General features: G+C 38.6%; 1 pseudogene. It reads right to left on the bottom strand.

What is annotated here, in order from left to right:
• Positions 1-539 (bottom strand): annotated as a pseudogene (locus C9J42_RS21570) (hypothetical protein); the annotation flags it as partial.

The following is a 539-nucleotide window of genomic DNA, read 5'->3' as shown; positions in this document are numbered from 1 at the left end:
AGTTAGGTAGCAATCAAACTCAATAAAAGGATGACTAAATCGCACCTTATCACCCTGACCAAATAACGTGACCATCCCCGTTTCTCGACTTAATCTAAATAACGGTTTTCGCGGCAGTTTGCTACCAAAGAAAGAGAAAGATTTCCAAAGTAAAAAACACAATACCTCAATACAGGTTATACCGATATATGCTGCATTAACTTCACTTTGTGGAGCTTTAGTGAGAATGTTTGCCATAAAACAAACTAATAAAGCCAAGGGCATCAGATATAATGTTAAGACTTTTGCAATAGAGGCAAAGTGAAAATAAATCATCCCCCACCAGGGAAAGGTCATATCATCAATTTGACGCTCATTGTATCTTTGCTCTGTCGGACTAAATATTTTAAGCTCAGAGGACTTTCGTGATACCAGCTCTTTAATTGGCACATGATAATTGTTACGAGTAAAAGGAAAATGTACACCTTTTCTGGCCATGTTTGACCAAAAGCCTTTATGATTCGCTGGCGCTTGCGGCGGAATGTGCTGAGAGTTATAAG

This window comes from Photobacterium sp. GB-56, from assembly GCF_003026105.1.
GTDB lineage: Bacteria > Pseudomonadota > Gammaproteobacteria > Enterobacterales > Vibrionaceae > Photobacterium.
This window is presented reverse-complemented; position numbering and strand designations above follow the sequence as displayed.